Origin of the sequence: Thiobaca trueperi, assembly GCF_004342175.1 — a bacterium.
Lineage (GTDB): Bacteria > Pseudomonadota > Gammaproteobacteria > Chromatiales > Chromatiaceae > Thiobaca > Thiobaca trueperi.
This window is the reverse complement of record NZ_SMAO01000004.1, coordinates 45,252-69,276: the sequence shown is the minus strand read 5'-3', so window position 1 is coordinate 69,276 and position 24,025 is coordinate 45,252. Positions and strand designations below refer to the sequence as shown.

Here is a 24,025-nt window from a genome sequence, read left to right as displayed (position 1 = left end):
GGCATTTCCTGCCTTCATGAATCCAGGAATTCTCGGAGTACAGTCCCACGACTCGGATGCCTGAGCCTAGCGAGGGCTTGGGCTTCTATCTGCCGGATCCTCTCACGGGTCACCCCAAACATCAGTCCGATCTCTTCTAGAGTCGCTTGATATCCGGAAGTGCTCAACCCGAACCGAAGCCGCAATATATCGATCTCGCGCTGTTTCAAACCGCCCAGCGCATCTTCGACGCATCTCGCAAGCTCACTGCGCTCCAGTTGATCCGTCGGCGATGGGAGATTCGACACGAGACTATCCATCAGCGTGAAATCGTCGTGCCCTTCGATCGGATCGTCCAACGATGCTGGTACGAAACTGGCGACTTGCTGGATGAAGTGCACTTTATCGATGGTCCAGGCCAATTCATCGGCAAGTTCGTGCATGCGGATGCGTCTTTCGGGATGCGTCTGCTCCAAGAGACGGCGCGCCCGTCTGAAGCGGTGTACATCCAAATAGGCATGCACGGGAAGTCGGATAGTCGCCCCGCGGTCGGCGATCGATCGTGTGACGGATTGCCTGATCCACCACATCGAGTAGGTGGAGAACCGATAACCGAGCGCATGGTCGTATTTGTCCGCCGCACGCATCAACCCGGTGACGCCTTCTTGGAAGAGATCATCCAGGCTTAGATCGGAAAAGCCGACAAAAGGTATGGCAACATGGAGAACGAGTCGGAGATTCGCCATGACCATGGCTTCCTTCGCGCGTTTGGCCCGTTCGATGACACTGTCATGTTCCTCGGATCGTGATATGCCGGCATCCAGTTCATCCTGGGCGCGGCGTCCGAGTGCCATGCGACGCCCCAGATCGACTTCTTCCTCGGCAGTCAGGAGTTTGGTCCTCCTGATGTGCCACTTCAAAGCGAGGTACTCATGGACCTCTTCGCGGTCGGTAGGGAGATAGGCGTCAGCATCGAAGTCCTTGATCTCAGAGTCGTCAAGACTCTCGGGCTCTTCCTCCAAGCTGATGCCCAGTTCGCTCAGTTGCCGAAAGACCTCGGCGCCTTCCTCGACGCTGAGTTGTCGCTTCTCGAATAGTCTTTCGACATGATCTTTGGGCAGAGATCCATCACGTCGGTCATGATCTGCAACCAGGTCTTTGACAACCCTGTCTATTCTCGACTCGTCCACACTTCCTCCGTCGCTGATCCTGAAAATCCCTCCTTCCGTGGATGTGCTGCATGACTGAAGAGCATTCCCGTCACTGGGAATCTGATTTGCGTCCTTGATCGGTTCGGCGAGCCCGAACCAAGCGGGCGAGCCTGGCGACGACCTCGTCCGGATCTTCATGCTCCCAGACTCGTACGACCTCCCACCCGGCTTTCTCCAGCCGAGCATTCGTGTCTCGATCACGTCGCTGATTGGTTTCGATCTTTTCGCGCCAGAAGGCGGAGTTGCTCTTCGGCGCAGTCCCATGCTCGGGGCAACCATGCCAGAAACATCCATCTACGAAGATGGCGATGCGAGTCCGAGTGAAGACGATATCAGCTCGTCGACGGGGTTGGTCGGGGAGTGGATAATCAACACGGTAGCGCAATCCAAACGCATGGAGGCGGCGTCGAATTCGCATCTCCGCCGAGGTATCCCGAGGACCAGTTCTCGCCATACGGCGACTCGCCGCCTCGGACGAGGGCGCCGGTCCCTTGCTGGTCAAGAATGACTCCGCACCATACTCACCCAATCGCCTTCGTTGCCTTGAGCCAACTGATACGCTCAATGCTTGATCATATTGTGAGATTCAGGCGAGCCTAAATTCAACTCCAATAAATGCCTCAGGATACTCCGAGCAATGGCGCGACCCAGATCGACTGGCACGGCATTCCCTATCATTCGACCGAGCGGAGCGAATTGAACCGGCTCGTGGGGCTGAACGAATTGGTAGTCGAGGGGAAAACTCTGAAGGATCGCCGCTTCGCGCAATGAGATCGCCCGATTCTGGTCCGGGTGTCCGAAGCGCCCATTTCCATAGCCGTGGCATTGTGTCGTGATCGTCGGCGCGGGCTTGTCCCACTCCATCCGTCCATAGACACTCGGGTAGGTCCTTCCAGTGGATTCCCTATGGCAATCGGCGATCAGATGCTCTGGCCAGTCACGCCACGATCCCCCCGGCTTCGATTCTTTGATCCTTTCGAGGTTCTTAGGCGACAAGGATGAGGCCGTATGCAACCTGTCGGCCGATGCGCATTCACCGGCTTCGATCTGTTCTAGGCCAAAGATCGCGTCCTTGACACTGCGCGGTTCTGCGTGAGTCGGCTCGATCATCCGGATCGGCCCATGGCGGGACGCCAGCAAGACCAAACGCTTCCTCGTCTGAGGCACGCCATATCGAGCACACTCGACGACGTCACTCCAGACCTCGTACTCGAGATCTTTCAGTCTGGCGACGAAGTCTCCGAAAACAGCATGGCGCACGACTCTGGGCACGTTCTCCATGGTGACGATATCTGGTCCGATCCCTTCCACCAAGCGGGCGAACTCATATAGGAGGCTCCATTTGGCATCTCGATGCGTTTCGTATCGCTGACTGTAAGTCGAGAACGGTTGGCAGGGTGCACATCCAGCAAGAACGCGGAGTTGATTTGGTACGAAGAGGCCGTCGACCTCTTCGACAGTCATATCGGCGACGTCTCGTTCGAGAAAGGTAGCATTGTTATTGTATTCATAAGGGAAGCGACAGAGATGATCCGAATCGATCCCGGCGACAACGAGGAGCCCCTCTCGGATAAACCCATGCGTAAGTCCTCCGACCCCACAGAAGAGATCGACGCAGCAGGCCTGAATGTTCGACGGAATCGGAACCATCTGTTCAGCTCCTTTTCGCCATAAGTAGTCCCCTTCTCTCAGCAGAAGCTGATACCAACCCGATTATATTACACGAATCGATTGGGCCAATGATTGGGCTCCGATCTCGACAGAGGACATTGATCGATATCAAGATCCATTGTTGGATTCGTTTTTTCCTTTGGAAGGATACGACACGCACAATGATCAGTCCGCAGAAACCGAAGGTTCCTTCAGGGCCGAGAGCCGAGGATGACTCAGTCGAATCCGACTGAAGGTCTAAGTTTAGGAGAAGGGCTAGAGTCGCTTGAACTGGGAGAGCCAGGGACAAAAATCCCCGGAAATGCACCAGAGCAAGGGACCAGCAGGCATAAAAAATCCCCGTGTCTCAGCGAAACACGAGGATTTTCAACGCTTATTTGGCTCCCTGGGACGGGCTCGAACCGCCGACCTAGTGATTAACAGTCACCCGCTCTACCGACTGAGCTACCAGGGAATGTTGCGAGCCCGGAATATTAGTGACCTTTCAGCCTCAAGTCAAGCCCCCGCTGCCACGTTGGCGATGCGCTCCACGGCCTGCTCCAGATTGGTGGGGCTGGTGGCGATGGAGATGCGGAAACAGCCTTCCAGTCCGAACGCGGAGCCGGGGACGATGGCGACGCCGGCCTGTTCGATCAGGTACTCGGCCAGTTCCAGGTCGTTGTTGACGCCGGGCAGACGCTCGATCAGGCCGGTGGCCTTGGGGAAGACATAGAAGGTGCCGTCGGTCGGCAGGCACTCGATGCCGGGGATGCGGTTGAGCCGGTCGACGACAACATCGTGACGTTCCTTGAATGCCCTGACCATCATGCCGATGAAGTCCTGCGGGCCTTCCAGCGCGGCCTGGGCGGCGACCTGCGAGATGGAGGTCGGGTTGGAGGTGCTCTGGCCCTGGATCTTCTTCATCGCCTTGATGATGTCGGTGGGACCGCCGGCATAACCGATGCGCCAGCCGGTCATGGAATAGGCCTTGGAGACGCCGTTGAGCACCAGGGTGCGGGGCGTCAGGTCCGGGCAGGCATTGAGGATGTTGACGAAGGGCTGCTCCAGGCGCCAGCGGATGTGCTCATACATGTCGTCGGTGGCGATGACGACCTGCGGGAAATCGCGCAGCACGGCGCCAAGCGCCGCCAGTTCGGCGTGGCTGTAGGCCATGCCGGTGGGGTTGGAGGGACTGTTGATGACGACCAGGCGGGTCTTGTCGGTGAGCGCGCCGCGCAACTGGTCGGGCGTGATCTTGAAGGACTGATCAGCGCCGGCATGCACCAGGACCGGAACGGCGCTGGCCAGCAGCACCATGTCGGGATAGGACACCCAATAGGGCGCCGGGATCACGACCTCGTCGCCCGGATTGAGCAGGGCCTGGGCGAGATTGAAGAAGCTCTGCTTGCCGCCGCACGAGACCAGGATCTGATCGTGGCCGTACTCCAGCCCGTTATCGCGCTTGAATTTGTCGATGACGGCCTGCTTGAGTTCGGTGGTGCCGTCGATGGCGGTGTATTTGGTGAAGCCCGACTGGATGGCGGCGATGGCGGCGGCCTTGATGTGGTCGGGGGTGTCGAAATCGGGTTCACCGGCCCCGAGTCCGATCACGTCCTTGCCCTCGGCGCGCAGCGCCTTGGCGCGGGCGGTGATGGCAAGGGTCGCAGACGGCTTGACGGCCTGAACGCGGGCGGCGAGTTGAATGGTCATCGATGGTGGTCTCTGAAATGTCTTGATGGTGGCTGGATTGGGTGTTGCAGGAGGCAATCATAGCGAAACGCTCGCCTGGCGGCACGTCGATCATCTTGCGGGCATGTTTTGATGGTGTGCGATACTCATCGCTGCGCCAACCGCCAACCGCTTCTGACCCATGCCCCTTAGTCCGCATCCGCTCCCCGATCTTCGCGCCCGGCTCGACGAACTGGAGACCGCGCACCTTTACCGCCGTCGGCGCGTGCAGGATGCGCCCCAACAGCCGCAGGCGCTCATCAATGGCCGTCCCATGCTGAGTTTTTGCAGCAACGATTATCTGGGGCTCGCCAATCACCCCGAGGTCATCGCTGCACTGCAACGCGGCGCGGCGCGCTGGGGGGTGGGCAGTGGGGCGGCGCATCTGGTGAGTGGTCACAGCGCGGCCCATGAGGCGTTGGAGGAGACGCTTGCGGCCTTTACCGGATACCCACGGGCGTTGCTGTTTTCCACCGGTTACATGGCGAATCTTGGGGTCATCGCGGCGCTGGCCGGGCGCGGCGACAGGGTCTGTGAGGACCGTCTGAATCATGCCTCGCTGCTGGATGCGGCCTTGCTCGCGCGGGCAGACCTGCGCCGTTATCCGCACGCCGACGCCCCCGCGCTCGCCCGTCTGCTGGGCGATGCGGCAACACGGCTGATTGCGACCGATGGCGTCTTCAGCATGGATGGCGATCTGGCCCCTTTGCCGGCACTGACGCAGATCGCCCATCGCGCCGGGGCCTGGCTGCTGATCGACGATGCACATGGTCTTGGTGTGCTCGGACGTGGCGGGCGCGGCTCGCTGGATCATTTTGGGCTTGCCCCCGATGCGTCCACCATCCTCATGGGCACACTGGGCAAATCATTTGGCACCTTCGGCGCCTTCGTTGCCGGTTCTGAGGATCTGATCGAGACCCTGATTCAGCGCGCCCGACCCTATATCTACACCACGGCCAGCCCGCCGGCACTGGCTGAGGCGACCTGCGTCAGTCTGGGGCTCGTCGAGCGCGAGGACTGGCGCCGGGAGCGGCTCCGCGCGTTGATCGCGCGTTTCAGACAGGGGGCGGCCCAACTCGGACTGCCGCTCGCCGATTCGCAGACGCCCATTCAACCTTTACTGGCCGGCAGCGCCGCACGTGCGCTGGCCTGGAGTCAGGCATTGGAAGCGCAGGGCATTCTGGTGAGCGCCATCCGTCCGCCCACAGTTCCCGAAGGCACCGCCCGACTGCGCATCACCTTCTCCGCCGCGCACACCGAAGCCGATATTGATCGCCTGCTCGGCGCACTGACCCGGATCCTCGCCGATGAGTTAAGCGGTGGGTTATTTCGACCTCTGGAACGCACCGGTAACGCTGGCCATCGCCTATGAGGCCGCCCATTTCGCCAGTGAACAAGGACGGATCCCAATGCCCAGTCTGCATCGCATCATCCTGATCAACACCCACCTCCAGGGTCTGGACGGACAACCCTGTCGGCCGTGCCGGCCGCCGCTACGGACGGCAAGAGCGTCGCCTACCGCCTGGTGCACAAAGCATTCGACCTAGACGACTATACCCGCGCCCGCCACGGCGACACCCTGAGCTGTCTCAGCATGGCCGAGTTGAGCCGTCAACTCAAGCAGGCCGGTGTGACCGTCAGTAGATTGCTCAGTACCATCGACTACCGGACATCCTGCAGAATGATCGCTGCCAGGTTGCCGCGCGCGCGGCATACGGCCGGCGGGCATGGTTGTATGGCTCGCGCTCGCGCAAGAACTGCTGAGGTTACGGGTGACAACGCATGGGTTGTCCAATATAATGCGCGCTTGGCTGAGTGGCAGAGTGGTTATGCAGCGGCCTGCAAAGCCGTGCACCCCGGTTCGATTCCGGGCTCAGCCTCCAAACACCCCTTTCAAGACATTCCAAGACGTTTCCCAGACCGGCCTAAGTGCCGGTTTTTCTTTGCCTGTTTATTCTTTAACTGCCAAGTCACGCAAGGCCATAGGCCAGCCAGGTGCAGCGACCCAACGTGATAACCATACATGCCCTTTCGGTTGCCTTTCATCAGTAAAGATGGCAATCAAGGGGACAGGATGAGCATCACGTCAAGCCGCATCAAGTCCCGTGAGATGCATTAAACCGCGCCCAGCACGGTATGCGATCTTTGTGGATCGAATCGGCCCTGGCAGACTCAAGGATTATCGGAGCTGGCGCGGTTTAAGATGTCACCCCCAATACAGACAAACAGGACAATAAAAAACCCGCACTTAGGCGGGTTCTCGGATCGTGCTGGACATGCCTGGATGCTTGATTGGTGGAGCCGAGGGGGATCGAACCCCTGACCTCCGCATTGCGAATGCACGGCCCCCGTGCAACAGCTTTCTTATTCAACACGTTAGCGCATCCGCCCCGCGCCTTTCGTGACTCAACGTGACTCAAGCCGCCCCAACGTGACCCGAGCGCGTCACGATTGTGTCACGCTCGCACCAGCAAATAACCGGCTACCACATGATCGCCGATTTCCACGCTACCGCTGACTGCGCGGGCATCACGCAACACAAGACGAACGCGGCTGAACATCAGTTCGCGGGATCGCCTCGCCGCCCACAGTCACCGCGCGCAACGTCAACAACAGTTGCACATAGCCCTCCTTGCTGACCGGAAACGGGCTGTCGAGCGAGCGCAGCATGGCCCATTCATCCGGGCGGATCTTCAGCAACGCCAACAACCCCTGATCCTGCGCCAGCGCCAGCAGGCCGGGCGCGGTTCGGTAGTCCGACAAGACCGCAATCCGCTGGTCTTTCTGCCATGCTGACGGTGGCCCAGACTGTTCCGCTTCCATCGCGGAATCGTCGGGATCCACGCGCAACGCAGACACCGGCAGATCAAGCGCCTTCGCCAAGCGTTCGAGGACATCATCTGACGGCTCGCGCTCGCCGCGCTCAATTAACGCAATAAAGGGCTGGGAGATCCCGGCCAATTCACCGAGAGCCGTTTGTGACAGTTTCGCATGCAAGCGAGCAGATTTTAAACGAGGACCGATCATAGCTGAATACCTGGCAATAATAACCCAAGTATGACACACCGTAATCTGTAATAATGTGTTATAATACAACCTTTTTAATAACAATCTTAATTAGGAGACGGTATGAACATTGGCAACAAGATCAAGACGGTACGCCTGGAAAACGGGCTGACGCAATCAAAACTCGCGAATGAGCTACCCGTCACACAAGGCTACCTGTCGCAGATTGAAAACGGGATTAGAACGCCAAGCATTCAAACGCTGGACGCCATTGCCAAACGTCTGAATGTCAAAGTTGCGGATCTGATGAAGGAGGCTTAAGACATGCGCAGGCAAACAAAACGTGAATTCACGGGAGTTATTGCGCCTGAAATTATTACATGGATTGTAATTATATCTGAGGGCGCTGTTATATCTGCGAGCCGCCTGCGATGAGCCTCTCAGCCATTCAATGGGCGTGGACCCAACAAGGATGCAGCCCTGGCGCAAAGCTCTTGTTGCTCGCGCTCGCGGATCACTGCAACGGCACCACCAACGGCTGCGAATGCTGGCCCAGCCTCTCCCGACTCGCCGACATGACGGGATTATCAAAAGCCAGCATCTGCCGCCACACCGACGAACTGGAGCGACTCGGGCACATCCGACGCGACCGCACAGATGGACGCGCATCGACCATTTATCACCTGACGATCCGGCCCGAGACAAAAGACACCCTGTCTCACGGTGAGACACCCCCTGTCTCACACAGAGACACCCCCCTGTCTCATGGTGAGACACCCCCTGTCTCACACAGAGACACCCCCCTGTCTCACGGTGAGACACCCCCTGTCTCACACAGAGACACCCCCCTGTCTCACGGTGAGACACCCCCTGTCTCACACAGAGACACCCCCTGTCTCACGGTGAGACACGAATCAGGAATAGAACCAGGAAGTGAACCGGTAAAGCAGAGAGCAGGCAAAAAATCGCCATCTGCAAACGGCTCGCGCCTAACCCTCTCGACCCTCCCGGTCGAGTGGGACACCTGGGCGCGCACCGAACGCCCGGATCTCGACCCCCAACGCACCTGGGCACTCTTCGCCGACTACTGGACAGCCAAGCCGGGCGCCAGCGGCTGCAAAGCCGATTGGTTCGCCACTTGGCGTAACTGGGTGCGCCGCGAACAGGGCCAAGCCAGCCGCACCAACCGCACCGGAGGACAGCGCCATGCCGCCGCTTCAGAATTTGTTGCCAAGGACTACACCCGAGGCGCGACCCGCCCCGAGGATCTGCCCGACTGGGCGCGCGACTACGCTGGTAGCGGATAGCGCCACCGCCCTCGCCGAATTGGAAGCCTTTGGCCGCGCCGAGATCGAGGCGCTGGCACGCGAACGCCAGCACATCAGCCAGCGCCGGCTTGAAACCGCCATCGGCCGGGCTGGGATCCCGCCCCGCTTCCAGACCCGCACCTTCGACGCCTTCACCGCCCGCACCCCAGAGCAGCAATCGGCCCTCGCCGTCGCACGCCGCTATGCCGCGAACTTCCAGCGCGTGCGCCAGCAGGGTAACTGCCTGCTGCTGGTCGGTGGACCCGGCACCGGCAAAACCCATTTGGCCTGCGCCGTCCTGCAGGACGTCATCCGCCAGGGTCATACCGGGCTCTTTGTCGGCATGTCCGAAGCCTTGCGCACCATCCGCTCGACCTATGCCCCCGGCAGCCAACTCACCGAGCTGGATGCCTTCGCCACATTCACCCGCCCCGATCTGCTGGTGCTGGATGAAATCGGCGTGGCCATCGGCGACGACGAGAAGCGTCGCGCGATGCTGTTCGATCTGCTCAACGCTCGCTATGGCGCGATCAAGCCCGTCGTCCTGATCGGCAACCTGACCGAAGCCGAGCTTCACGCTTACCTCGGCGAGCGGATCATGGACCGCCTGCTTGAAGGCGGCGTGATCGTCCCCTTCACCTGGGCCAGCCACCGCCGCCAGCGTCAGCCGGAGGAATCCACATGACATCGCCTCAGCGCCTCGCCACGGCCTTTCCGGGTACTTGGGAAGGCGATCCCCCCAGCGCGACCGCTCAGGCGCTCTCCGCGCATTGCTGGGCCGGTCCTTTTCGCCTGACCGCCGACACCGCACCGGGTGCACCGGGACCGCTCGCCGCCCTGCCGACCTGCACCAGCCCGCACGCCTACCGCGCCGCGATCCGCTGGCGCTACACCAACTGCCCCGCGAGCCGGCAACAGCTTTGGGTCTTGGCGCGACACCTGAACGGCGACGGGCACCGCGCGCCGCTGAACCTCAGCGGCCCCTTCGCCGCCGAGGCCCGCGCGATCCTGAACCAGATGCGCGAGCAAGCCGGCCAGGGCGGGTAAACTCAGCGTGTCTCGTCAACAAAAAACAACCGGCGATGAAAGGCCGTCAAATGCCCAAGGTGCGGACGATCCGTGCCGGGCGAGGGTCAGAGCAGGGGGTGGGGATGGACAATCGCGTCACGCGCGTTCAGCGCGATCTGAGGGGCATCGTCGGGGGCGAGTCCCGACCCGATCCCGACCTGCGGACCAGGGTCGAGCGGCAGCTTGCCGACCTGCTGCGCGCCGAGGGCATCCCCCCGCGCGCCGTCTACCGCCCCGGCGAGGTGTGCCGCCTGCTGCGGATCTCGCGCTCGACCCTGCTCGCCCTGTGCCAACTGGCCGAGCATCCCGCCGTCCGGCGGGCGCATCCGCGCGCCCTCGATTCCTTCCTCGTCGGCTGTCATCACCGTATTTCGCATGTGGCGCTGGTGGAGTGGCTGGAGCGGAATCAGACTTTTCAGCGTGATAGCGCGTAAACGCCGAGGGCAAAATAAGCACAAGGCGCACATTGTACGATTTTGGCACGATCTGAGCGATGTGCCTTGCAACCTTGACGATGCGTCTACCAATCCGCATGTGTTAAATGTGTTAATCTTGAAGAAAACAAAATCAATGGCTTAACCCATTACCAGAGACACAAGATATTGTGTTTGATCAGCGGTCAACACACTAAATTTCACAGAGCAAACACGATGAACGCTGAAGCTGTCCACGGTTACAACGAGAATCGCCACGTGGTCGAGATTGGCAACCTACGGGTGCTCGTGACCGAGCAAGATGGCGAATGGTTCGCGCAGGGGATCGAAATCGACTATGCCGCTAGCGGTTGGTCACTGGAAGAAGCGCAACGGCACTTTGAGCGTGGGCTGTCGGCCACGGTTGATTTGCACTTGCGGCAGTTCGATTCGATCGAACGGTTGTTGAAGTTCGCGCCCGAGAGCGTCTGGAGCCAACTCAAAGCGCCCCAGGCATTCGATTTCAGTCTGATGACGGTGCATGATGTGTCCGCGTTAGGGCGAGGAATGCAGCGTTTGCCTTTTGATCGCATCGCCTATCTTCCCGAGACGAGAGCCCATCATGCGCTTGCCGCCCAAGGATGACCCGCAGGGCGACATGGAGGGCCGCTTACCGTTAGAAGATGTCCTCACCGTGCTGCGCCGTCATGACGTGAGCGTCACGACTGAGGCATCCTGCTTGGATGGTGCGGTCTGCTGCACGCTGATTTCCGAAGATGTGTCGGAAGTCCAATTTCTCTCCGATCCGGTCGGCGGTGTGATGGTCAAGTATCTGGCGCGCAAGTTTGAAATCGAAACTGTAGAATTCTACTACTTCCGGCAACTTGACGCGCAGCGCGAGCGACCGCCGTTGCATTGAGTGAGTAATGCAAAGCGCCCACCTCGCGGTGGGCGCTACCTCTTCCTCTAGCGTTTCGGTTTGTTGGTATCCACAACTTGCGTCCAGCGTTCGCCCTTGCTGGGCGTCGGCGGTGCGGGCTCGCCCTTCACCATCGTTGCGCGTCGCTTCGACTGCGACGATTGGTAGATGCCTGAATCCGGAACTGAGCCGCCGGGTCGAACGGTAGGTTTCTTCGTACTCATATCGATGATCTCCAATGAACATGCGCTGAGACGGGGCCGAAGCCCCGCCGGTTAGTTAAGCCCTGACGAGGAACGCCCAGCACTCATGACCGTAGTCCCGAGCGTCGAGGACGCGCGTTGAGTTCCGCACACGACGGAAGCGAGTGAAGACCCAACGAAACCCCTTGGGGGCAGGCTTTACGCGGTTTTGCACATACATCACCTCCTTTCGGAAGGAGATTTGTGCTTGGAATCACTGACCCAGCGGACTACTATTGCAGTTGCTAGACATACAATATCGCTCGGCGATGTTCCAAGGGTGAAGCGCCTCCCGAACCGCCCCACTCTGACGCGACGGCTTCGAGTTGGCGCTCGAAGCCGATCGTTTTTAAACCAGTCCATCCTTCTGAAAAGCTCTCCACTGCGCTGCGGCTGCGGTATCTGACACCCCAAACAGGCGCGCGACATCGCGAACTGACTTGCACTGCTGTATGAAGTGGGCAGCCACCAACAGCTCTCCTCCAAACGCATCGCTTTGCCACTCACTTTGTCGATAAGGTTTGACCGAACTGTCGGCCATTTTGCGCGCGTAACCGGGTTTTCCATGTAGAAACAGATGCCCTAGTTCGTGCGCAAGTGTCAGCCGATCACGGCCATGTCCGGCCTCAGCGCGTTTCCAGATGTCTTCTCTGACCTGAATGAGTTGATCTGCGGGAAATGCCATTGCATGGGCATCGCCATGCAAGCTCTGCATTTCATTAACCGTCAGAAACTCAAGCATGTAATCGTTAGAATATTTTGCGAGGGTAACGTCCAGGAAATGGACGATATCAAAGAAAGGACGGTCAGTTATGCGACCCTCAAGCTCGCAGGCGATCTGCCTGAGCTTGCGGGTCATGCCTCTGATGTTAAGGCGGGAGAGTGGCGGAACTTCGTAGCTGAGGCCAGACACGCGCTCAGTCCTCCGTCTCCAAGATGTCCCGCAAGCGGGCCATTTGTTGTTCGCTCAGCCCGCCGTCCTCAAATTTCCTCGCGAACCCAAGAACCAGCTCGCGACTGGGATTGCTCAATTTCTGCATGTTGATCTTTACCTCCGCGCGTGACACATCAGCCAAATGCCTAAGATTCGAAGCCTGCTCGGGGGGCAACCCGAGATGCCGCGAGAGCTTTTCGAGTAAATCCCCTGAGATATTTTTCTTGCCAGTCTCGATGCCCGACCAAAACGCGACAGACACGCCTACAGCATGCGCAATGTCTGATTGAGTTTCATCACGGTCCACCCGGTGCTTACGAACCGCTTGCCCAAACGGTGTGAGCCTGGCCATCGTCGTCACCTCTATTGTGTTGAGTCACCCTGTTCTCCAGTTTTGTTGTTGCCGTTTCGCCCCATGGCAACAGCAGTTTAAACCGAATGCACAAAATAATTCAACCGCAGAAGGTAAAATTTTCGAGAAGCCAGATAATCGCCGATGTCACACCCCCAACCACGGCCACCCTTCCACAATCCGCACGATCTCCAAGCTGATGCGCACGATGCGCCGGAGCAGCTCCACGATGCAGCGTGGGTCGTCTGACCAGTCGTTGGAGTCGTTGCGGATTCCGCTGGCCTTGTCGATCGTGACCGCTTACCGCGCCATGACCCACTCGATCGCGGAGTTGCCGTTGACCACTGGATAGCGTTGACCTGACATGATCAAGCCTCCCCATCAACCAACTCACACAGACTCACCATCAACCTCCGCCCATTCGCTACCAACCACTGCCGCGCGCGGTCCGTTTGCGGGTAAAGACTCTGCACCGTGAGCCAGAACTTCGGCGAGTGGTCGGGAATCGCCAGATGCACGACCTCATGGGTCACGATGTAGCGCAGCACCTCATCCGGGGCCATGATCAGACGCCAGTTAAAGGACAGGTTGCCGAGCCCGGAGCAGTTTCCCCATTTGGTACGCTGGTCCATGATGTAGACCTGATGCGGTGCCCGGCCAACCTGCTTGGTCGCGACCGCTAAGGCTTGCTCAATCCGGCGCCGCGCCTGTTTGCGTAACCAGTTCTCCAGGGACTGCGAGGGCCGCAGCCGTGGTGTCGTGCCGCTCGTGATCCAGATGGTTCCATGCTCCAGCGCGACGCGGTTCGGTCCCCGCCAGGACGCCAGACGCACCACCTTGACCGGAACCTCCTCGCCCCGATAGAGGATCTGCCCCGTCAACCGCTGCTCAGGCCGCCTCACGCCCTGAAGTTGGCGGGCGCGCTCCAGTTGCTCGACGACCCAGGTCTGATGTTCGAGCACGAAGGCCAGACCCTCGGCGATGCCCCGACCCTGGGGAACCACGATCTCCACCTCATCGGGATGGACTTTGATCCGCAGCTTCCGAGCGGCCTTGGAGCGCACGAATCGACAGCACACCTCGCGCCCCGCGAGCAGGAGGCCGCGCACGTCGTTTTCATGAATCGCTTCAGCAGGTGGCATCGGCGTTGGCGAGTTCATTCACGGCGGGCTCCAGGAAGGCGGGATGCGGGTCGCTGGAGTCAAAGCCGAGTGCGGCGTAACGCCGGTTCCAGGATTCGGCGAGCAACGAGTCCTCAACCCGCATGCGTCCCCCTTTGGAATGGGTCCAGCCCGGCAACAAGAGTTTGTGATGGCACAAAGAGCTGATCATGTTCCGCGCACACTCGCTCAGATAGATCTCGTCCTGATTGCTGGAGCACTGCCGCAAGACCGCGAAGAGCGGGTATTCGCCGGGCCGAGTCAGATTGAGTCGGTTGGGTTCGCCGTCCGCTTTGACCTTCTCGTCGGCGATGGCCTGTAACGCCTTCAAACGCTGCTCGGCGGCTTTGTCGGCCGCGTCCTTCTTGGCCTTCAAGCGGGCCAGCCGCTCGCCGAGTTGGCGGTAGACGAATCCCGCCGCATCCTCGCTCAATTCGGCGGTCAGCAGCGCCTCTAGCGCGGCGGCTTTGTCTGCTGGACTCGGCAAGTCATCGAGCTTGGCGATATAGTCCTTGTCGATCTTGAAGACCGGCAGGGCCAATGCCGTATCCATGAAGGTCGTATTCTGATCGATCAGTTCCCGCGTCTTGGCCGAGAGTTCGCCGTGGGTGCCCTGGTTCGCCGCGCCTCGCTGCCGACGCCGATAGGCAATGTAGAGGCTGCACAGCCAGTTGTAGACATGGCGATGCGGATAGAGGCAGGGATCGGGCGACAGCGCCTCCCACAGCCGCTCCAGGCTCTTGAAATGGTGTTCGAAGGCTTTGGCTGCGTCGGGATCCTTGAGCGCCCGCAGCGCGGCCAGCAGGCAATCGCGCGTGTCGGCGATCTGAATACCCTTGAAGCTCTCCAGGCAGCGCGCGACCTCGCCCGGCACGGTGGCTTTCAGTGCATCCCAATCGATCAGCGCCTCCTCGCGGATGTTCTCGTCGAAGTTCAGCGCCTTGGACAGATCCGCAAACACGCCGAAATAGTCCACCACCACGCCGGTGCGCTTGCCCAGGGCGGGCAACGGTCGGTTGGTGCGGGCGATGGCTTGCAGCAGGTTGTGATCGCGCAGCGGCTTATCGAGATACATCACTTGTTCGATGGGGGCATCGAAGCCGGTCAGCAGCCGGTCGCAGACGATCAGGATCTTCAACGGTGGACGCCAGGTGTCGCGGTTCTCGCCGAATCCTTCGCGGTTCCAGTCCTCCCACTGGCGCGGGGTCAGCTTGAAGTAGTCGATCAGATCGTCCTGTTTCTGCTTGCCGTAGTGGAAACGTGCCAGATCCTCATCGTCGTTCTGCCCCTCGGAGATGATGACATCCGTCCAGCCCGGCGGCAGACCGCGCGCCTTGAGCTGTTTGTCCAGCTCATCCTTGTAGCGGGCGCAGGCCAGACGATCCACGACTACCAGTTGCGCCTTGAAGCCGCTCGGGTCGGGATAGGCCAGAAAATGGTCCAGCAGCTTCCGGGTCACGATCTCGACCCGCTCAGGATGTCGGGCTAGTTCCTTCCACTGCGCGCGCTGGCGCTGGATCAGATCCTTGGCTTCTTCGTCGTCAAGTTCCATCTCCTCGCACATCTGCTCGAAGCCGACATTGAGCGCCTTCTCATCGACGATGAAGGCCACCTTGTCGCGGATGTAATGCACCTCCAGCGTCGCCCCGTCCTTGATCGCGCGCTTGATACCGTAGTAGCTCAGGTAACGCTCCTGCTGCCCAGCGACGACCGGGCCGAAATCGCGATGCGTGTTGACCATCGAGCGATCGATCGGGGTGCCGGTCAGCCCGAAGCGGAAGGCATTGGGCAGCTTCACCCGCATGGTCATGGCGTAGCTCTCGGCGTGCTTGCCCTTCTGCGAGCGGTGGCATTCATCCACCAGGGCGATGATGTTGTCATCGTCCAGCGGTTGCAGATCGGTCATCTTCTGGAATGACTGAACCGTTGTGACCAGGGTGCCGCGCCACCGCTGCCTGAGTCTGGCCTTGAGATCGGCCACCCCCATGGCCTTCTCGACGTTGGGATAATCGCAGGCGTCGAAATCATCCGAGATCTGCGTTTTCAGGTCGCGCCGGTCCACGACGATGATCACCGTTGGATTCCGGAGCACCCCTTGCCGCCGCAGCTTATAGGACGCGAACACCATCGTCAGCGACTTGCCCGAGCCCTGGGTGTGCCACACCAGCCCGGTCCGGTTCTGCGCCTCGACCGCTTGGCCGATCAGTGCCAGCGTGCGGTCCAGGATGTCGTTCACCGCCTCGAACTGCTGATAGCGGGCCACCTTCTTGATGGTCCTGCCCTTCTTGGTCTCGAACGCGATGAAGTGTTGCAGGAAATCGAGCACATGGCAGGGCGCCAAACGCAGCAGCCCCTTGACCGGGACTTCCAGCGGATCGTCCGGGTCATCGGCCTCTGGCTCGTTCCACCAGCCCTTTTTCTCTGGATACTGCGACAGCCACGGCCCCCAGGTATCGAGATGGCGGTTGATCTCATCCTGGCTGGCATCGTGAAAGAGCACCGTCCCGTAACGGAAAGCGTCTTCATCGGCGGCAATGCAGAACACATTCGGGGCCAGCATCAGCGGCGCCTGACGCTGGTAGCGGTGAAGCTGATGCACCCCTTCAGTCCACTCCTTGCCGCTACTGAGGTAGCTCTTGTATTCCCCGATCACCAGCGGGATGCCGTTGACCAGCAGCACCGTATCCTCGCGGCATTGCTTGATGCCCTGCACCCGATACTGATTGGTGGCGGTAAAGTCGTTGAGATGCTGTTTGGCGGGATCGAACGCGATGAAATAAACCGTCTTGGCCTCTTCGCCGGGGATCAGCTCAACCTTGACCCCATCGCGCAGGCGGTCGAGCGTTTCGCGGTTGGCCGTGAGCCTGTCCGGGAGAGCCATCGTCTGGCGCAGCGCCTTGATCGCGAGCCGGGCCTGATCGGCGGTCTTGACGTGGTCGTTGATGCGGATGATCGCCTCGACCAGCAGTGTTTCGACCAGTGGATCGGTCAGCGGGCGGTTGAAGGCCGCCATCTCGGCCTCAGTGCGATAGGTCCAGCCCAGCCCCTGATCGCCGGGGGACGAGCTACCATGACCAGACAGCCATTGGAGGATAGGGAGTTCGACGTAACCGGCTTCGCTCATAAGGCAGTCCTTTTTGATGCGTTTTTTGATTTACTGCGCCGAAGGACAAACTGATTCGGCCTCGCTATCAATAAAATTCCGTATAGTTCACAACTCGATAAGCAGCTCTTTTTGATCGCCGCCAAGGTTTCCCGTTGCTCGATGGCTAGCGATTTATCAAAACCCAGCGTGAACTTCTGCGGCTCCCCTCGTTGCGGATAAGACCCTCCTTCGCCAGCTTCCCGAGCAGATTGTGAATGCGGTTCAGCTTTTGCTGTTCGTCCAGCACTTCCGGGAGCTTGTCCAGCAACAGCCGGTCGATGTCCTCCCGCGTCACCGGCTGATGTTCTTGGATCAAGGCCAAAATCAGATCTTGATAATATTTCCCGTCGAATCCCCGATCCCGGATGTGCTTCGCCTTCTCGCCCACCACGGCGGCCACACTGGCAGCCACCACCACATTCGGATAACGCCCCTCCACGAGCTTGCGGGCCTTGAGCAAGCGATGATCTTCTGGGGCAATCGTCCGCCCCTTCTGAACCTTGTCCAGCAGCATGATGATGAACAGATCAAGGTCGGTGTTCGCCATCAGGAGACGGGTATAGCGTTCGTCGAGAATCCGCCCCTGAAGCGTCACCTTGACCCGCTCCGGCTCGGCGAGGTCGTAATCCGGCAAAGGGAAAAAGCGGCTGCGCTGCTTGAGAAACATGCGCTTGATGCCGCCACCCTGGGTATCGATCATGTTCAGGTTGACCATCGTTTCCGCCAACAGGGGATTGCGGTAGATTTCCAGCGGCGCATCGCGCTGAATCACCGTTTCCACCGTGCCCGGCAGAAAAGATCCCACATTGCTCAGGATCAGGCCACCCGGTGTCTCGACGATGTTGATGCGCCCCCGTAGTCCGTAATCCTGATGCGCGATGCAGTTATGCAACGCCTCGCGGATCACCCAGGGGTCGTATTGCGACATCTCGACGGGAAACAGCGTGCCATCCGGCAGCTCGCGCACGGTGAGATTGCGGATGCGTGCCAGCACCTGATCCACATTGAGCAGGAAGGGCGGGCCGAAGTGCGCGTAATCCTGCTCCTCGTTGCGGTCGTTCTTGAGGATCCAGCTCATCCGCGCCACCGCCGGCGTCAGCAGCGTGCTGGATTCCTCGCGCCCCAGCAGCAGCAAGGCGGCATGCGTCAATCCGCCACGGCTCGCCAGCTTGGTTTTGTTGAGAAAGGTGATCGCATCCCAGCCGTCCACCTCGGCGGTCTTGGCGGGAAATTTGGCCTTGTACTCGGCGCGCGCCTTGGTGATGGCGTCCGGGTCGAGATCGTCCAGGGTCGCCCGCTCGCACACCTCCGCGCTCCAGTCGATCCGGCTGTTCCAGATCTGCCGCGCCTTCTGCGGATATTTGCTCAGTTCGGTCTTGCTGGAACCATCGCGGATATAGGCCGTCCCGTCGAATTCCACCGGACGGTCATAGGCCGGATGGATCTCGAACAGCACCACCCGCTGGCCCTGGTACGCGAAGGGATGGATCTCGTAGCCGGTGTTGGGCTGTAGATGCAACGAGAGCCACAGCGGCAGCAATTGGTTGCCCTTGGTGTCCTTGTCCTTGACCGTTTCCGCTGCCGGGTCGAACGTGGTGCCCACCACCTCATGGGTGCCATCCGCGATGCCGAACACCAGATAGGCGCGGGTCCGGCCCAGCAGGCAGGCCGAATTCGCCAGCGCAGACACATACTCGCCCAACGCGCGCGGCTCGAAGCGGTTGGCCTTGAACTCCAGCCATTCGCTTTCGCGTGGCTCGGCCCGTAAACGGTCAAGCAGGGCGGTGAGTTCTGGCGTGTTCATGGGGTCGGAGCAATGCCAGCATCGCCAACCCGAACGGTGCCGGTGAGGAGGTCGTGCAGAAGGGATTGCTTGAGTTGTTGTAGAGCTTGTTCCTTCTGCTCAAGGGCGCGAATCTTCGCCTTTGCTGCTTGCACGATCTCAGCGATCTGTTGCTGTTCATCCAACGGCGGCACGGGAAAGCGGAAGGCGCGGACCTGGGTCTTATTGGTCGATGCCAAGTTCGTTGTCCGCTTGGCAACGCGCATGAAATACCGCTTCGCGATGTCTGACTCGACCACATAGGAGAAGAAACGCGGGTCAAGCAGCGCACGATTGGCACGGACCCGAAAGATGTGATTCTGATGCAGGCAATCGGGAATCTGGCCTTCCCACAAGGCTCCTCGTCCGAGCTTGTCGAGGTCTCCGCCTTCGGTCATCAGTACGTCGCCGGCTTCGAGTCGATACTGATCGACTTCATCCAGTCGTACCCTGACGGTTTTGATGGTGCTCAAATCCAGATGTCCATCCTGGACATTGGCGACCCGCAGATAGGGCAGATCGACGTTCTTGAAGCCCGTGACATCCTTGCCCAGAGTCAACCCAGATCCAACCTCCGCAACCTCATCGACTCGCTTCAACGGCCATTGAGCGGCGGTCTTTGATTTGTGGGCGCCGGTTCTTGGCTCGATCAACTCGTGCAGTAAGGAGTGGTCGAGATCCTTCGCCTTACGCAACGCCTCACGCGCCCGCTCAATCGCCACATCTACGGCATCGAGAATACGGGCGATGGCGGTTTGTTCGTCAGGGTTTGGAATCGGAACCAGTAAGCGACGATCAAAAACATCTTCCGGGACACGTTGACGGCCTGTAGATCCTTCCATTCGCGCAGTCGCCCGCCCTCGAACGGCATGTGAACATAGCAAGTGATAAAGAAATCTCGGGTCTGTGCCGTTCCTTGGGGACAACACGATGAATTCAGTGGAGCCGATACCAAACTCGTCTGGCAAGCTGTCAACGAATGCGACTTTTCCGTTTTCTGGGCAGGGTGTGATTTTCGCGAAAAGCGTGTCGTTCACCTTGAAACGCGATAGTCCAGAACCTTCCAGTTTTCTGGTGTCGATCTGAAGAATTCCACGGCAGTTCTCGGCGACCGATGCCATTTCGATGAAAGGATATTCCTTGCCTCCCTTCAGTGGATAACGAGGATTCTGTTGTGCGAGAGAGCTGACAGACGCTTTGGGCCAAACTGTCACAGCCTCGGGAAAGCAATCATTCTGCATAACCAACTGCCTTCAAGAGCTTGCTCAATTCCTGGTCGGCATCGGCCAATGCAGCTTCAGCCGCGTACAGTCCCGATAGCGCGTCTTTAACCCCCACCCTCGGCTCCGGCTCAAACGTATCCACATAGCGCGGAATATTGAGGTTGTATTCGTTCTCCGCGATCTCCGCCATCCCGACCACGCGAGCCTGTTTCAGCAGCTCGTCAGGGTCGCCATAGAGCGCGACCAACTCGGCCCCGACCTGATCGACATCGCGCCGGTCATCCTCGGCCCGGCGGCGGGCTTCGGCGATCTTTTCGTCTCGCTCGCCGATCTTGGCGGCGGCGCGGTCGCGTTGGGCCTGGAGCATGTCCAACGCCTTTTTGGTTTTGGTCTGCTCGCTCTTCACGGTGAGCTTGGCGAGTTTTGCCAGCGTGTCGGCGATCTGGGGACCGAGCTTGTCCAACCGCTCGGCCCAATCGGCAGATTCCGCTTCCAACCGCTCCACTTCGTCATGCTCGCGGGCGCTGATCTGCTCGCGGATGCGCTGGCTGTGCTGGGCGACCAGGGCGGGCACCCTGGCGGCGTCGCCGTAAGCCTGAACATGGACCAGCATCCGCATCACATCCTGCGGGCGCAGTTCGTTCTTGTTGGAGAGTTCGCGGTAGTGACGGGCGGCATAGACGAGCAACACCTGATCGTGACGCTCGGGCGGGCGCTGCTTGTTCAGCAGGAGCAGACAGGCCGGGACACCGGCCCCATAAAAGACATTGAGCGGCAGCGAGATGACCGCATCGATCAGCCGCGCCTCCAGCAGCGCCTTGCGGATCAGATGCTCATCGTCGGCCTTGCGGCGCTTGATCTTGGGGTTGCCGTCCGCGTCGAATTCGCCGGTTTCCTCTTCCACTTCGGGTTGACCCCGGAACAGCACGCCTTGCGGGCAGACGATGCCGGCGCGCCCGGCGTCGGTGAGCGAGGCGAGGATATGCAGAATAAAGGCATAGTCGCCGTAACCCGCTGGCGGGGCTTTGAAGGCGGTGCCGCGTCCAAAGCGACCGAAGGGATCCTTGTAGCCTTCCTTGCTGAAAACCTCTTTCTTGAGCCGGTCCTTTTTCTTTTTGTCGTCGGTCTGGAGTTCAGGCTTCAACCACCAGAATTCGTCAGAGAACGGGAAATTGGCGAGCACGAGCGAGAACTTGCGCGGTTTGCCCAGGTTGTCGCGAAAGGAGGGGTCGGTAATGGTGCTGGCCCCGGCGGCGATTTGCGCCTCTAAGCCGTGCAGGACCGAGTTGATCTTACCGATGGCGGCATTGCCCCAATTCATCTCCTGCCCGAAATACTGCGCGGCGGTGGCATGATGGCCGCACTCGCGCAGATAATCGGCGGCGTGCACCAGCATCCCGCCGCTGCCGCAGGTCGGGTCATAGAGGGTGTCGCCGGGCTGCGGCTCCAGACAGCGCACCAGGGTATCCACGACTTCGGGCGGGGTGAAGAACTCGCCCGCCTTGGCCCCGGCATCGTCGGCAAACTGCTTGATGAGATATTCGTAGGCGCGCCCCAGGATGTCGGGCGGGACGCTCGCATTCGACAAATCGTGCGTGTTGAAATGCTGGACCAGCGCGTGAACCACTTCGTTGGGAATCAGCGGTCGCCCGCTGCCATCGGGGGCCGGTTGATTCCAATCGACGGTAAAGACCCCGCGCAGCTCGCTGTTGGCATCGGCCACGGCCCACATGGCTGAGGTGAGGACTTCGCCCAGGTTGACCGACGCCTCCCGCACGTCACCCCAGCGGCAACCCTTGGGGATGTTGAAACGATGCGCGCCGCGTGCCCGGAAGACCGCCTTTTCGGCGTCCGTGAATAACCGGCCCTGCTGCCGCTCCTGCTCGGCGATGGCCTCATCTGCCTCGTTCTCCCACTGGTCGCAGAGGCGTTTGTAGAACATCAGCGAGAGGATGTAATTCTTGTAGTCCTGCCCGGCAGTCTTGCCCCGGAGGATATTCGCCGCACCCCAGAGGTGGGCTTCGAGCTGTTGTTGCGTGAGCTTCATGTCGTCCTGCATCGATTCCGCTGTCGGCATCCAGGCCAGTCAAGGTTCGGGGTATCCGCTACCGAGTGGCGAGAATATCACTCTTGGGAATCTTCACGGATGCCCACCTGCTGTGGCACGACTGGCGATGATGCAGACGATTAGGGTCGATCTGTCACGATCGCTTGTGCGGATGCACTCAGGATCACCTGACCCCTTTCCCCCACAACCCCCCGTTTTTCTGGCGTGCGGGGCGAGTGGGACAATGGGCGGATGCACCTCACCGCTCTCCGCACCCCCAACCAACCCGATTGGTTCAATCTCGGGTCCGCCGTGTTTGAAGGCCGCGCCGCCGGTCCCGACTGTTTCCCGCCGCTCAACGACATGCAGGCCCAACGGTATTGGCTGGCCGGCTTTAGCGCGTCCTGGATCGAAGCATCCGAGCGTCATGACCGCGACCCCGCCCGTCATCCGTCCACGCTGGGGATTGAGGCGCACCTGAGCCGCGCCCTGGCCGGTCGCCCCGAGTTGCTGCGCCAGCTCGGCGCGTATCGCCTCGGCGCGCAGAGTTGGTACACTCACTGAGACGGCGGCGCGACTCGGCCCGCCCCGCGATCTGACCCACTGACCGCCATTCTCGGGAGACGACATGGACCCTGCCGCCCTGGCCTTAACCGCCCGCATCGGCCAGCGCCTGCGCGCCGAGCGCAACCGCCACCGCTTGAGCCTCGCCGACTTGAGCGCCCGCACCGGGCTGTCGAAATCGCGCATCAGCAACTACGAGCAGGGGCTCCGCCGTCTCGGCCTCGAATCGGCCTGCACGCTTGCCGCCGCTCTGGAGACGGTCACGCCGGCCTGGCTGTTCGGTCTCGACCACGCCCCGGATCCGCTGACTGACGAGGAATTGGAATTGCTGCGCCGCTTTCGCGCCGCCGACGCCGGCGGACAGCGGACCATCGTTGCGGTCACGCGGGCGATTGCGATCTGCTGTCTGAACCGGCGCGAGCCGTGAGGCGCTGACGCCTGCCGCTTCCGTCCGCCAATAACCCTAAATTTCCCGCGCTTAAACTCCAAATCATCCACAACCCGCACGACACCGCCTGATCCCTCCGCGATCCTCGCCGCATCTTGTCGAGGATCGCACCATGAGCCGCTTTCACCGCTGCATCGATTTCGTCCTGCTCGAAGAGGGCGGATTGGTCAATCACCCCAAAGACCCCGGCAAACTCACCAAGTTTGGCATCAGCCAGCGCAGTTACCCCCGGCTCGACATCCGCCGTCTGACCGTCGCCGACGCCAAAGCCATCTACCAGCGCGATTTCTGGGACCGCATCCGGGGCGATGCGCTGCCGGTCGGGCTGGATCTGGTGGTGCTCGATATGGCGGTCAATGCCGGTGCGGTGCGCGCCGTGCAACTCCTGCAACAGATCGCCGGGGTTGCTGACGATGGCCACATCGGCCCGATCACCCTGGCCGCTATCCAGGGCCGCCCCCCGGCGGACCTGATCGAAGCCTATTCCCGCCTGCGTTTGACCTATTACCGCTCGCTCAAGCACTGGCCGACCTTTGGCGAGGGCTGGGAGGCACGCGCGCAGCGCAGCCGACAGATGGCGTTGGCGCTGGCGCTCGACCACGCCCGCCCGCTCCCGGAGGCATCCGCATGAACTGGAAGAACCTTGCCCGCGAACCCTCCACCTGGCGCGGCCTGATCTGGCTCCTGACCGCTGCCGGCGTGGTGCTCACCCCCGACCAGCAGGCCGCAGTGATCGCGGGCGGGATGGCGCTTGCCGGTCTGGTCGGTGCCTTCGTGACCGATTCCACCCCACCGCGAGACTGACCC

General features: G+C 60.5%; 25 protein-coding genes, 2 tRNA genes and 2 pseudogenes. 16 read left to right on the top strand and 13 right to left on the bottom strand.

Going from position 1 to position 24,025, the window contains the following annotated elements; translation table 11 throughout:
• Positions 1–14 precede the first annotated feature (14 nt).
• The 5 genes from EDC35_RS08535 to EDC35_RS08515 all read right to left on the bottom strand — a co-directional run bounded on the left by EDC35_RS08535 (position 15) and on the right by EDC35_RS08515 (position 4,550).
• Positions 15–1,328, bottom strand: a complete 1,314-nt coding sequence (locus tag EDC35_RS08535) for a sigma-70 family RNA polymerase sigma factor (protein WP_132976833.1) — start codon at positions 1,326–1,328, stop codon at positions 15–17.
• The gene (locus EDC35_RS08530; RefSeq protein WP_132977161.1) at positions 1,240–1,644 is read right to left on the bottom strand and encodes a very short patch repair endonuclease; all 405 of its coding nucleotides are present in this window, start codon (positions 1,642–1,644) and stop codon (positions 1,240–1,242) included. Before EDC35_RS08530 ends, EDC35_RS08535 begins: the two co-directional genes overlap by 89 nt.
• Positions 1,645–1,751: 107 nt before the next feature.
• The gene (locus EDC35_RS08525) at positions 1,752–2,840 is read right to left on the bottom strand and encodes a DNA cytosine methyltransferase (protein ID WP_132976832.1); all 1,089 of its coding nucleotides are present in this window, start codon (positions 2,838–2,840) and stop codon (positions 1,752–1,754) included.
• A gap of 399 nt (positions 2,841–3,239) precedes the next feature.
• A tRNA-Asn gene (locus tag EDC35_RS08520) sits at positions 3,240–3,315 on the bottom strand.
• Positions 3,316–3,356: 41 nt separating this feature from the next.
• Positions 3,357–4,550, bottom strand: coding sequence for a pyridoxal phosphate-dependent aminotransferase (locus tag EDC35_RS08515; protein ID WP_132976831.1), 1,194 nt, complete (start codon positions 4,548–4,550; stop codon positions 3,357–3,359).
• A 160-nt stretch (positions 4,551–4,710) separates the two neighbouring features.
• Between EDC35_RS08515 and bioF the strand changes: the two genes are divergently transcribed.
• The 3 genes and pseudogenes from bioF to EDC35_RS08500 all read left to right on the top strand — a co-directional run bounded on the left by bioF (position 4,711) and on the right by EDC35_RS08500 (position 6,451).
• Complete coding sequence (bioF, locus tag EDC35_RS08510) at positions 4,711–5,940, top strand: 8-amino-7-oxononanoate synthase (RefSeq protein WP_132976830.1); 1,230 nt, start codon at positions 4,711–4,713, stop codon at positions 5,938–5,940.
• A 108-nt stretch (positions 5,941–6,048) separates the two neighbouring features.
• Positions 6,049–6,180, top strand: a pseudogene (locus tag EDC35_RS18830) (hypothetical protein); the annotation flags it as partial.
• A gap of 197 nt (positions 6,181–6,377) precedes the next feature.
• Positions 6,378–6,451 (top strand) — tRNA-Cys (locus EDC35_RS08500).
• Between the two features lie 646 nt (positions 6,452–7,097).
• Here the strand turns inward: EDC35_RS08500 and EDC35_RS08490 are convergent.
• Entirely contained in the window at positions 7,098–7,595 is a 498-nt protein-coding gene (locus EDC35_RS08490; RefSeq protein WP_132976829.1) for a helix-turn-helix domain-containing protein, read from the bottom strand.
• 102 nt (positions 7,596–7,697) lie between these two features.
• Here EDC35_RS08490 and EDC35_RS08485 point away from each other — a divergent pair, with 102 nt between their 5' ends.
• From EDC35_RS08485 to EDC35_RS08455, 8 genes and pseudogenes are all read left to right on the top strand, one after another.
• Positions 7,698–7,895, top strand: coding sequence for a helix-turn-helix domain-containing protein (locus EDC35_RS08485; protein ID WP_132976828.1), 198 nt, complete (start codon positions 7,698–7,700; stop codon positions 7,893–7,895).
• A 110-nt stretch (positions 7,896–8,005) separates the two neighbouring features.
• Positions 8,006–8,203: pseudogene (locus tag EDC35_RS19110) on the top strand (helix-turn-helix domain-containing protein); the annotation flags it as partial.
• Positions 8,204–8,476: 273 nt separating this feature from the next.
• A complete protein-coding gene (locus EDC35_RS18825) occupies positions 8,477–8,881 on the top strand; it encodes a hypothetical protein (RefSeq protein ID WP_243651561.1) in 405 nt (134 codons plus the stop codon).
• A 19-nt stretch (positions 8,882–8,900) separates the two neighbouring features.
• Entirely contained in the window at positions 8,901–9,566 is a 666-nt protein-coding gene (locus tag EDC35_RS08475; protein ID WP_243651558.1) for an ATP-binding protein, read from the top strand.
• Entirely contained in the window at positions 9,563–9,928 is a 366-nt protein-coding gene (locus EDC35_RS08470) for a hypothetical protein (protein ID WP_132976825.1), read from the top strand. The genes EDC35_RS08475 and EDC35_RS08470 overlap by 4 nt, the downstream gene beginning before the upstream one ends.
• A gap of 104 nt (positions 9,929–10,032) precedes the next feature.
• Positions 10,033–10,383 carry a helix-turn-helix domain-containing protein gene (locus tag EDC35_RS08465; protein WP_165903383.1) on the top strand — a complete coding sequence of 117 codons (351 nt, stop codon included), beginning with the start codon at positions 10,033–10,035 and terminating at the stop codon, positions 10,381–10,383.
• Between the two features lie 216 nt (positions 10,384–10,599).
• Complete coding sequence (locus EDC35_RS08460; protein WP_132976823.1) at positions 10,600–11,007, top strand: hypothetical protein; 408 nt, start codon at positions 10,600–10,602, stop codon at positions 11,005–11,007.
• Positions 10,985–11,281 carry a hypothetical protein gene (locus tag EDC35_RS08455; RefSeq protein WP_132976822.1) on the top strand — a complete coding sequence of 99 codons (297 nt, stop codon included), beginning with the start codon at positions 10,985–10,987 and terminating at the stop codon, positions 11,279–11,281. Before EDC35_RS08460 ends, EDC35_RS08455 begins: the two co-directional genes overlap by 23 nt.
• A 591-nt stretch (positions 11,282–11,872) precedes the next feature.
• Here the strand turns inward: EDC35_RS08455 and EDC35_RS08450 are convergent.
• Together EDC35_RS08450 and EDC35_RS08445 are read right to left on the bottom strand one after the other, a co-directional pair.
• Complete coding sequence (locus tag EDC35_RS08450) at positions 11,873–12,382, bottom strand: ImmA/IrrE family metallo-endopeptidase (protein ID WP_132976821.1); 510 nt, start codon at positions 12,380–12,382, stop codon at positions 11,873–11,875.
• A gap of 58 nt (positions 12,383–12,440) precedes the next feature.
• Positions 12,441–12,809, bottom strand: a complete 369-nt coding sequence (locus tag EDC35_RS08445; protein WP_132976820.1) for a helix-turn-helix domain-containing protein — start codon at positions 12,807–12,809, stop codon at positions 12,441–12,443.
• Here EDC35_RS08445 and EDC35_RS08440 point away from each other — a divergent pair.
• Complete coding sequence (locus EDC35_RS08440; protein ID WP_132976819.1) at positions 12,796–13,161, top strand: hypothetical protein; 366 nt, start codon at positions 12,796–12,798, stop codon at positions 13,159–13,161. The genes EDC35_RS08445 and EDC35_RS08440 overlap by 14 nt on opposite strands.
• A 16-nt stretch (positions 13,162–13,177) precedes the next feature.
• On the opposite strand, the gene EDC35_RS08435 is transcribed toward EDC35_RS08440, so the two are convergent.
• The 5 genes from EDC35_RS08435 to EDC35_RS08415 form a co-directional block, all read right to left on the bottom strand.
• Positions 13,178–13,969 (bottom strand): M48 family metallopeptidase, encoded by a 792-nt coding sequence (locus EDC35_RS08435; protein WP_132976818.1) that lies wholly within the window; start codon positions 13,967–13,969, stop codon positions 13,178–13,180.
• Positions 13,938–17,093, bottom strand: coding sequence for a type I restriction endonuclease subunit R (locus EDC35_RS08430; RefSeq protein WP_132976817.1), 3,156 nt, complete (start codon positions 17,091–17,093; stop codon positions 13,938–13,940). Before EDC35_RS08430 ends, EDC35_RS08435 begins: the two co-directional genes overlap by 32 nt.
• A 145-nt stretch (positions 17,094–17,238) precedes the next feature.
• The gene (locus EDC35_RS08425; protein WP_132976816.1) at positions 17,239–18,918 is read right to left on the bottom strand and encodes an RNA-binding domain-containing protein; all 1,680 of its coding nucleotides are present in this window, start codon (positions 18,916–18,918) and stop codon (positions 17,239–17,241) included.
• Positions 18,915–20,177 carry a restriction endonuclease subunit S gene (locus tag EDC35_RS08420; protein WP_132976815.1) on the bottom strand — a complete coding sequence of 421 codons (1,263 nt, stop codon included), beginning with the start codon at positions 20,175–20,177 and terminating at the stop codon, positions 18,915–18,917. Before EDC35_RS08420 ends, EDC35_RS08425 begins: the two co-directional genes overlap by 4 nt.
• Positions 20,167–22,206, bottom strand: coding sequence for a type I restriction-modification system subunit M (locus tag EDC35_RS08415; protein ID WP_165903382.1), 2,040 nt, complete (start codon positions 22,204–22,206; stop codon positions 20,167–20,169). The genes EDC35_RS08420 and EDC35_RS08415 overlap by 11 nt, the downstream gene beginning before the upstream one ends.
• A gap of 252 nt (positions 22,207–22,458) precedes the next feature.
• On the opposite strand from EDC35_RS08415, the gene EDC35_RS08410 reads away from it, so the two are divergent.
• The 4 genes from EDC35_RS08410 to EDC35_RS18520 all read left to right on the top strand — a co-directional run bounded on the left by EDC35_RS08410 (position 22,459) and on the right by EDC35_RS18520 (position 24,022).
• The gene (locus tag EDC35_RS08410) at positions 22,459–22,770 is read left to right on the top strand and encodes a histidine kinase (RefSeq protein ID WP_132976813.1); all 312 of its coding nucleotides are present in this window, start codon (positions 22,459–22,461) and stop codon (positions 22,768–22,770) included.
• A gap of 64 nt (positions 22,771–22,834) precedes the next feature.
• On the top strand, positions 22,835–23,197 hold the full coding sequence (locus EDC35_RS08405; protein WP_243651556.1) for a helix-turn-helix domain-containing protein: 363 nt from the start codon (positions 22,835–22,837) through the stop codon (positions 23,195–23,197).
• Between the two features lie 133 nt (positions 23,198–23,330).
• Positions 23,331–23,849: a glycoside hydrolase family 108 protein gene (locus tag EDC35_RS08400; protein ID WP_132976812.1), complete on the top strand. Its 519-nt coding sequence runs from the start codon at positions 23,331–23,333 to the stop codon at positions 23,847–23,849.
• A complete protein-coding gene (locus tag EDC35_RS18520; RefSeq protein WP_165903381.1) occupies positions 23,846–24,022 on the top strand; it encodes a hypothetical protein in 177 nt (58 codons plus the stop codon). The genes EDC35_RS08400 and EDC35_RS18520 overlap by 4 nt, the downstream gene beginning before the upstream one ends.
• Positions 24,023–24,025: the final 3 nt, after the last annotated feature.

What these genes read in the sequence shown, in the direction of transcription:
- EDC35_RS08535 (WP_132976833.1), bottom strand. Translation starts at nt 1,328, where the DNA reads ATGAAGATCCGGACGAGGTCGTCGCCAGGCTCGCCCGCTTGGTTCGGG.
- EDC35_RS08530 (WP_132977161.1), bottom strand. Translation starts at nt 1,644, where the DNA reads ATGGCGAGAACTGGTCCTCGGGATACCTCGGCGGAGATGCGAATTCGA.
- EDC35_RS08525 (WP_132976832.1), bottom strand. Translation starts at nt 2,840, where the DNA reads ATGGTTCCGATTCCGTCGAACATTCAGGCCTGCTGCGTCGATCTCTTC.
- EDC35_RS08515 (WP_132976831.1), bottom strand. Translation starts at nt 4,550, where the DNA reads ATGACCATTCAACTCGCCGCCCGCGTTCAGGCCGTCAAGCCGTCTGCG.
- bioF (WP_132976830.1), top strand. Translation starts at nt 4,711, where the DNA reads ATGCCCCTTAGTCCGCATCCGCTCCCCGATCTTCGCGCCCGGCTCGAC.
- EDC35_RS08490 (WP_132976829.1), bottom strand. Translation starts at nt 7,595, where the DNA reads ATGATCGGTCCTCGTTTAAAATCTGCTCGCTTGCATGCGAAACTGTCA.
- EDC35_RS08485 (WP_132976828.1), top strand. Translation starts at nt 7,698, where the DNA reads ATGAACATTGGCAACAAGATCAAGACGGTACGCCTGGAAAACGGGCTG.
- EDC35_RS08470 (WP_132976825.1), top strand. Translation starts at nt 9,563, where the DNA reads ATGACATCGCCTCAGCGCCTCGCCACGGCCTTTCCGGGTACTTGGGAA.
- EDC35_RS08465 (WP_165903383.1), top strand. Translation starts at nt 10,033, where the DNA reads ATGGACAATCGCGTCACGCGCGTTCAGCGCGATCTGAGGGGCATCGTC.
- EDC35_RS08460 (WP_132976823.1), top strand. Translation starts at nt 10,600, where the DNA reads ATGAACGCTGAAGCTGTCCACGGTTACAACGAGAATCGCCACGTGGTC.
- EDC35_RS08455 (WP_132976822.1), top strand. Translation starts at nt 10,985, where the DNA reads ATGCGCTTGCCGCCCAAGGATGACCCGCAGGGCGACATGGAGGGCCGC.
- EDC35_RS08450 (WP_132976821.1), bottom strand. Translation starts at nt 12,382, where the DNA reads ATGACCCGCAAGCTCAGGCAGATCGCCTGCGAGCTTGAGGGTCGCATA.
- EDC35_RS08445 (WP_132976820.1), bottom strand. Translation starts at nt 12,809, where the DNA reads ATGGCCAGGCTCACACCGTTTGGGCAAGCGGTTCGTAAGCACCGGGTG.
- EDC35_RS08435 (WP_132976818.1), bottom strand. Translation starts at nt 13,969, where the DNA reads ATGAACTCGCCAACGCCGATGCCACCTGCTGAAGCGATTCATGAAAAC.
- EDC35_RS08430 (WP_132976817.1), bottom strand. Translation starts at nt 17,093, where the DNA reads ATGAGCGAAGCCGGTTACGTCGAACTCCCTATCCTCCAATGGCTGTCT.
- EDC35_RS08425 (WP_132976816.1), bottom strand. Translation starts at nt 18,918, where the DNA reads ATGAACACGCCAGAACTCACCGCCCTGCTTGACCGTTTACGGGCCGAG.
- EDC35_RS08420 (WP_132976815.1), bottom strand. Translation starts at nt 20,177, where the DNA reads ATGCAGAATGATTGCTTTCCCGAGGCTGTGACAGTTTGGCCCAAAGCG.
- EDC35_RS08415 (WP_165903382.1), bottom strand. Translation starts at nt 22,206, where the DNA reads ATGAAGCTCACGCAACAACAGCTCGAAGCCCACCTCTGGGGTGCGGCG.
- EDC35_RS08410 (WP_132976813.1), top strand. Translation starts at nt 22,459, where the DNA reads ATGCACCTCACCGCTCTCCGCACCCCCAACCAACCCGATTGGTTCAAT.
- EDC35_RS08405 (WP_243651556.1), top strand. Translation starts at nt 22,835, where the DNA reads ATGGACCCTGCCGCCCTGGCCTTAACCGCCCGCATCGGCCAGCGCCTG.
- EDC35_RS08400 (WP_132976812.1), top strand. Translation starts at nt 23,331, where the DNA reads ATGAGCCGCTTTCACCGCTGCATCGATTTCGTCCTGCTCGAAGAGGGC.
- EDC35_RS18520 (WP_165903381.1), top strand. Translation starts at nt 23,846, where the DNA reads ATGAACTGGAAGAACCTTGCCCGCGAACCCTCCACCTGGCGCGGCCTG.